Genomic DNA, 5,501 nt, shown 5'->3' with positions numbered 1-5,501 from the left:
CAATGGAGTGCATATTGAGTGTGACGATACGACTATCGGGTTAAGTGAATTCCCGCGATAGTAGTCAGGATAGGGGTTTAAGTAAAATGCGGATGGCGAGACTCGAACTCGCAAGGCAAAGCCACACGCCCCTCAAACGTGCGCGTATACCAATTCCGCCACATCCGCAGAAGACAACCGATGACTAGGAATGATTTTTCCCATCGGTGTGCTAATTTACCATTGTAGCACCAAACTCCAAAATTGCCAAACTTTTTTTGCCAACAAATTTGGGTAGTATCTTCCACAAATTCCCAAAATAACATATCCTAACTGATTATTGCCCGAACACCACCGAAAATGCGGTTTTCAAAGATCCTGATTGCCAATCGTGGGGAAATTGCCCTACGGATTCTCCGAAGTTGTGAAGAAATGGGGATTGCCACAGTGGCCGTCCACTCCACTGTAGATCGCCATGCCTTGCACGTCCAGTTAGCCGACGAAGCTGTTTGCATAGGCGAACCCAGTAGCAGCAAAAGTTATCTAAACATCCCCAACATCATCTCCGCCGCCCTAACCCGGAACGCCACCGCCATTCATCCTGGCTATGGTTTTTTAGCGGAAAATGCCAGATTTGCGGAAATTTGTGCTGACCACGACATCGCCTTTATCGGTCCAACCCCGGAGGCGATTAGGTCAATGGGAGATAAGTCCACAGCCAAAGAAACCATGCAGCGTTTCGGTGTTCCCACCATTCCCGGTAGTGAAGGCTTAGTCACCAATGACAAAGCTGCCCAAAAAATAGCCCAAAAAATTGGCTATCCAGTAATTATCAAAGCCACCGCCGGGGGAGGAGGTCGGGGAATGCGACTAGTCCGAAGCGCCGAGGAACTCCCGAAACTATTTTCCGCCGCCCAAGGAGAAGCAGAAGCAGCCTTTGGAAACCCAGGCTTATATATCGAGAAATTTATCGAGTGTCCCCGCCATATTGAATTTCAGATTTTAGCCGATGGATTTGGGAATGTGATTCACCTAGGGGAAAGGGACTGTTCAATTCAGCGACGACATCAAAAGCTACTGGAAGAAGCGCCCAGTCCGGCTTTAAATCCTGAACTCCGGCGAAAAATGGGAGAGGCGGCGGTGAAAGCAGCCGCATCAATTAACTATACCGGGGCGGGAACAGTAGAATTTTTACTCGATCGCCATGGGAAGTTCTACTTTATGGAAATGAATACCCGTATCCAGGTAGAACACCCGGTAACAGAAATGATAACGGGGCTAGATTTAATCGCCCAACAGATCCGCATCGCCCAAGGACAAAAATTGCATCTCACCCAAGATCAAATTCAGCTTAGGGGTCATGCGATCGAATGTCGGATTAATGCGGAAGATCCAGATCGCAACTTTAGACCACACCCCGGACGCATCAGCGGCTATCTCCCACCGGGGGGTAATGGGGTCAGGATTGATTCCCATGTGTACACCGATTATGAGATTCCCCCCTATTACGATTCTCTCATTGGTAAGCTAATTGTCTGGGGTCCTGACCGGGCGGCGGCTATAGTAAGGATGAAACGCGCTTTGCGGGAATTTGCTATTACCGGAGTTCCCACAACCATCAGTTTTCATCAGAAAATTATGGAAACCCCGGAGTTTCTCGAGGGTGAGGTTTACACCAATTTTATGGAACAGTGGATGAACAAAAATTTGCCTTCTCGTTAAACAATCATTCTCAGGATTCCCTGTTGTCCCAGTAACAATTCCCGCAGGAGGCTAAAAATACCTACCCAAATCACCGGGGTAATATCCACGCCTCCCAAAGGGGGAATCACTTTGCGGGTGATGGCTAGAAATGGTTCCGTTGGCCAGAAAATCAGATTAAACGGAAACTGATTTAACTCGGCTTGGGGATACCAGGTCAAAACAATGCGGAAAATAAATAATAGGGTCATTCCCGCCAGGAACAAGCCCAGAGTCCAGTCTAAGATGGTAAAAGTTTTCATCGCCTTGAGTTTAAGTTTGTTAACCTTTTCCCATTTTAGGGGTTAGCGAGCACCCTAAATTGGCAGTGGTTGCCAAGTTACAGCCTGTTCAGAAATCATCTGATCACCTCTCAAAGTCCCTCTCCCAGAGAGGGATCCAGATTTAGGGTGAGGGCAATGTATTAAGCGACTGGTGAACAAGCTGTAACTAAAAGGGAGTTTGATGGGCTAATTGACATATTCATGGTTGATGGTATGATAGATGCACATGACATTACATGACATGGCAAATAGTGATAACCATGTTGATGACCTGTGGAACGCGGGGCAAAGCCGATCGCCAAACCGTAAGATCCAATAGTAGAGAAAAAACTGCTATAGGCGGTTTGGTAGGTAGGAAGCCCGGGCTGTAATCTTCGATTCAGCGTCGGGTAGTTTACAATAATAAAAATATAATCTGCACTTGCACTCTAAGGATCTGATTAAGATGACACCTTCATTGATGAATTTCTTCTATAGCTTGCTGGCTGGTCTCCTGATCATTGTCGTCCCCGCAACTGTTGGGTTAATCTTTATTAGCCAGAAGGATAAAATCATCCGTCGTTCTTAGAAACTTGACAGGAGCCGATTTTTAGCTAAATTGGGGTTTATGGGGGCTAGGGGCGATCGCTATTCCCCCCTCCACCCCCAACCGTCGAGAAGCCCGGTTTCTAGGAGAGTTTCCCCTTCCCCAGCGGAGGGTTACTTAGAAACCGGGTTTCTTTTGTCCCCACCCCTGACCCCTCTCCCCAAGAAAGAGAGGGGTTTTAAGTGTCTACCTGTCATTATTCCCTAATCTGAGGAAAGTTAAAGTTGCAATTAAGGATGTTGTCCTGTTTCATGCAGGACTTAATCTGGTATGATGATATGGGGATAAATTCACCATCTAAGACAAAATCATCGGCATTGATTACCACCCCCAAAATTTCCTGAGTTTCCCGCAGACGGATCACTGTATCGTTGGCAAATCCATCATTGTTAAAATCAATGAGTAATTGATAATCTAAGTCCTCTTCTGTTAAGCCACCAGTCAAACCAATTTTATCCCCATGAAACCAATCAAAATCAGTGATAACCGGTGCTTCATTGATATTATGAGTGGCATTTTCGACGCTAATAATAAAGACATTTTGGGGATTTTCTCTAATGTAATCTGCCCAGGCTGGCTTAGAAGCCATTAAACTCAAGGGAGGTAAAACAGTTAGCAGGGCTAGGCTGACTAATTGTGAGATAAGCATCACTCGAATTTGACTCTACAATTAGAATCTACGAGGGTGATTATGTGATTTCTGAATCCTAGGTGATACTATCCCAACTTAGACAGGATTAATAAGATTGGCGGTCTCCTAGAAGTGAAGCCCTAGAATCCTTATTCAGCTAGAGTTACAGGAGATAAAAGACTGATTTTTTTATAGGGATGTAAGAGTAGACGGTTAATAAACTGGTTGATGACATTTGGGTTTTCTCTCATCCGATCGCATAATAGTAGATGACATCTGTTGTGCAATTTTTCCGGCTAGGGTTTGACTGCTGATCTGGTGCTACCTAGTGGGGTATGGAAAAGCCATCAGTCTGGAAATCCAATGTTGATTGATATGTCCTGAATCAAGAACTGATAGGATGAAACAGATAGACGGTTGCTCAATATCTTGGCTGTCGCAACCTGGAAGTTATGCGATTTTTGGGGTTAGCAAACTTTGACAAATTTATCCAGCCTATAATTCAGGGGAGAAATACCATCATGAATACAACCAGCCTATCTCGTAATTCTATCAACCCCTGGGGGGCGATCGCTGCTTTATCCTTGGGTTTAGGGTTTATCAGTCTTCCTTTTGTCCCTCCGGTGGTCGCCCAGGAACAAACGGCGAGAACATTAACGGTCAGTGGTGAAGGTATTGTCACTATTCCGACGACGTTAACTCAGGTACAGCTTGGGGTGGAAGTTCAAGGGAGAACAGCCCAAGAGGTTCAGCAAGAAGCGGCTAGACGTACATCAGCGGTGGTAGAATTGCTGCGATCGCGCAATGTTGAAAAGTTGGAAACGGCGGGAATTCGCCTCAACCCCAACTATAACCATCGTAATAACCAACGAGAGTTAATCGGCTATACTGCGACCAATAGCGTGACTTTTCGCCTCAAAACCGAGGAGGTTGGGAATTTACTTGATCAGGCGGTAAATGCTGGCGCTACCCGCATTGATGGCATTAGTTTTGTGGCGGCTGATGCTGATCTGACCGCCGCCCACAAACAAGCCCTACAGTTGGCGACTCAACAAGCCCAGCAACAGGCTGATACTGTGTTAGATACTTTGAACTTGAACCGCCGGGAAATTGTCAATATTCAGATCAATCATATCAGCAGCCCTGTTCCTAGACCGATGATGCGATCGGATGCTTTAGCGAGCGCCCCAGAGGCTTCAACCCCTGTCATTGGAGGGGAACAAGAGGTTAGGGCTTCGGTGACATTACAAATTCGATATTAAATTAATTCTGATACTATTAGGGGTGAATTTGCTTTAAAATCATTCGCAGGCGATCGTAATCATCTTTGAGCAGGACACTAATAGACCGTCCGGCTTCAATTAACCAACTGCGATCGCAATTTCGCATTTGATATATTTCTCGGATAGTGGCTGCCACCAAAGAGTCTACCGGAGCATTTATGACTTGTAGTAAGGTGGCCAAAAAATCCAGACTTTCGCTAAAATAAACCACCTCTTCCGACTCACACCGATACACAGCTTGATGAATTTGGGGAGGTCGGGGGGGGATATATTGGTAAATCTGTCCCCGTTGTGGTGTGGAACCATTTAGCCCCCCGGAGGTTTTCTCAAAGCCGACAATAGCAGCCTTAAATTCTGTTTTCAACATGGCGAAAATTTGGGGCTGCTGTTCCCGCAATTCTTCCAGGGATAAGCCTAAAGCCCTGGCTCTATGTACGGAGTCAATGGGGCTTGTGGTGGCGTGGTAAACTACGCCATAGACGCGATTATTGGACTCCTCATCAATTGCTGTTACCCAACTACCAAAGGGGGGCATTACTGGAAAACTGAGGTCTTCTGGTTCTAAACACTGGGCTAAAAACTCGGAGGTTGATGTTTCGATCACCTCGGCAAAGTGGTTATGGTGGCGGTTGGTGATCTCAAACTGAGGAAAGGGAAGACGCATATTTATTAATGGATAATTGATAATGGATAATTAATGCCCCGGTGGGCTAAGGGCAGGTTTGGCAATATGCTCCCCTAGGAAATTAATGCCCCGGTGGGCTAAGGGCGGGTTTGGCAATATGCTCCCCTAGGAAATTAATTCCCCGGTGGGGTGAGGGCGGGTTTGGTAATATGCTCCCTAGGAAATTAATGCCCCGGTGGGGTGAGGGCGGGTTTGGTAATATGCTCCCCTAGGAAATGTGATTGACTGCGGAACCCGCCCCTACTTTATTGTCGGTGAGGTGAGGCGGGTTTGGCAATATGCTCCCTAGGAAATTAATGCCCCGGTGGGGTGA

6 protein-coding genes and 1 tRNA gene are annotated in these 5,501 nt (G+C 46.4%); 3 read left to right on the top strand and 4 right to left on the bottom strand.

What is annotated here, in order from left to right:
• Positions 1-87: 87 nt before the first annotated feature.
• A tRNA-Leu gene (locus tag P5674_RS22895) sits at positions 88-168 on the bottom strand.
• Positions 169-339: 171 nt separating this feature from the next.
• Between P5674_RS22895 and accC the strand changes: the two genes are divergently transcribed.
• The gene (gene accC / locus P5674_RS22890) at positions 340-1,701 is read left to right on the top strand and encodes an acetyl-CoA carboxylase biotin carboxylase subunit (protein ID WP_006616582.1); all 1,362 of its coding nucleotides are present in this window, start codon (positions 340-342) and stop codon (positions 1,699-1,701) included.
• On the opposite strand, the gene P5674_RS22885 is transcribed toward accC, so the two are convergent.
• Positions 1,698-1,982, bottom strand: coding sequence for a YggT family protein (locus P5674_RS22885; protein WP_006616581.1), 285 nt, complete (start codon positions 1,980-1,982; stop codon positions 1,698-1,700). The genes accC and P5674_RS22885 overlap by 4 nt on opposite strands.
• A gap of 466 nt (positions 1,983-2,448) precedes the next feature.
• On the opposite strand from P5674_RS22885, the gene psbX reads away from it, so the two are divergent.
• The gene (gene psbX / locus P5674_RS22880) at positions 2,449-2,571 is read left to right on the top strand and encodes a photosystem II reaction center X protein (RefSeq protein WP_006616580.1); all 123 of its coding nucleotides are present in this window, start codon (positions 2,449-2,451) and stop codon (positions 2,569-2,571) included.
• A 214-nt stretch (positions 2,572-2,785) separates the two neighbouring features.
• Here psbX and P5674_RS22875 read toward each other — a convergent pair whose 3' ends face one another.
• Positions 2,786-3,238 carry a hypothetical protein gene (locus P5674_RS22875; protein ID WP_006616578.1) on the bottom strand — a complete coding sequence of 151 codons (453 nt, stop codon included), beginning with the start codon at positions 3,236-3,238 and terminating at the stop codon, positions 2,786-2,788.
• Between the two features lie 434 nt (positions 3,239-3,672).
• Here P5674_RS22875 and P5674_RS22870 point away from each other — a divergent pair, with 434 nt between their 5' ends.
• Positions 3,673-4,482 carry an SIMPL domain-containing protein gene (locus P5674_RS22870; protein ID WP_006616577.1) on the top strand — a complete coding sequence of 270 codons (810 nt, stop codon included), beginning with the start codon at positions 3,673-3,675 and terminating at the stop codon, positions 4,480-4,482.
• 16 nt (positions 4,483-4,498) lie between these two features.
• Here P5674_RS22870 and P5674_RS22865 read toward each other — a convergent pair whose 3' ends face one another.
• The gene (locus P5674_RS22865; protein WP_006616576.1) at positions 4,499-5,167 is read right to left on the bottom strand and encodes an HAS-barrel domain-containing protein; all 669 of its coding nucleotides are present in this window, start codon (positions 5,165-5,167) and stop codon (positions 4,499-4,501) included.
• Positions 5,168-5,501: the final 334 nt, after the last annotated feature.

The sequence above is a fragment of the Limnospira sp. PMC 289.06 genome (genome assembly GCF_032350395.1).
GTDB classification, from domain to species: Bacteria; Cyanobacteriota; Cyanobacteriia; order Cyanobacteriales; family Microcoleaceae; genus Limnospira; species Limnospira platensis.
The sequence above is the reverse complement of the archived record's forward strand: the minus strand, read 5'-3'. Positions and strand labels throughout refer to the sequence as shown.